This is a genomic window from Cellulophaga sp. F20128, assembly GCF_023015805.1.
GTDB lineage: Bacteria > Bacteroidota > Bacteroidia > Flavobacteriales > Flavobacteriaceae > Cellulophaga.
Genome location: NZ_JALKBA010000056.1, coordinates 1 through 977 on the forward strand (window position 1 = coordinate 1; position 977 = coordinate 977).

1 protein-coding gene is annotated in these 977 nt (G+C 29.7%); it reads right to left on the bottom strand.

The genetic code is table 11. The features are described 5' to 3' along the window. Positions 1-489: 489 nt before the first annotated feature. A complete protein-coding gene (locus MWU65_RS17445; RefSeq protein WP_247079959.1) occupies positions 490-822 on the bottom strand; it encodes a hypothetical protein in 333 nt (110 codons plus the stop codon). Positions 823-977: the final 155 nt, after the last annotated feature.

Sequence of the window (977 nt, forward strand, 5' to 3'; positions counted from 1 at the left end):
TGTTCTTGAAAAGATTTATCCTTTACCCATTCCCTAAATATTTTCCCATCAGTAAATTCTTGTATGGATAGTTAATATGTTGATACTCTATTATGAAGAGTGCCTTTCCCAGTAGGTATTTCAATTATGTTTTTAGTGTTATGAATATTCTTTTTGCCAAACTTCAAAGGGTTTAATTTTTGATGTCCATTTTGCTCTACAATATGGTGAAGCTCATTACCTGCTGAAGCTTTCCAGTGTGCTTTTTCAAATAGTCTTTGAGAAGAATACCCTTTACCTCCTTAAGGTTGTTGTTACTATTGAAGTATAAGTATAAAGAAATTTAGTAATGGAACTAGCCCTATTTGGGAACTGTGCCTTTATTTTGTGCTCGCAAAAAAGGGATTGCTATAAAGAAAAATAGGTGAAAGAGCTGTTTCATAAATTACAATTTAAAAGCCAGGTTAGAGCGCAATCTGCGCTTTTAAAGTTTGTGTAGATTGTTGGAATTTATTTTTTCCAATAATCAATAATCATTCCAGCATTATATGAACAATGTGGTATTTTTTTATTTCTAATATCCTTTAATAATTTTAGAGCAATATCTTCATATATGGGTAGTAGCATATTTGCTACCCAAACCTGCACTGACGCAACATCATAATTCAATAAACCTTTAAGCTCTCTTAAATCAAAATTATTTTTAATGTATTTATCTATTTTAAAGGCCGTTTTTATACTTTTTTCTTGTAGTTTATCATTGTTTGTAAGCGTGCCAATATATTCACATAAAATAGCCTCTACTAGACTGTCTTTTGCTTCTTCTATATTTTTAAATTTCATATATCAAATTTAATCAATAATTCCATAGATTGCATCCTAACCTTCTTGTTTTAAGATTTAAACACCCCAATCATATTGTTCTTGAAAAGATTTATCCTTTACCCATTCCCTAAATATTTTCCCATCAGTAAATTCTTGTATGGATAGTTAATATG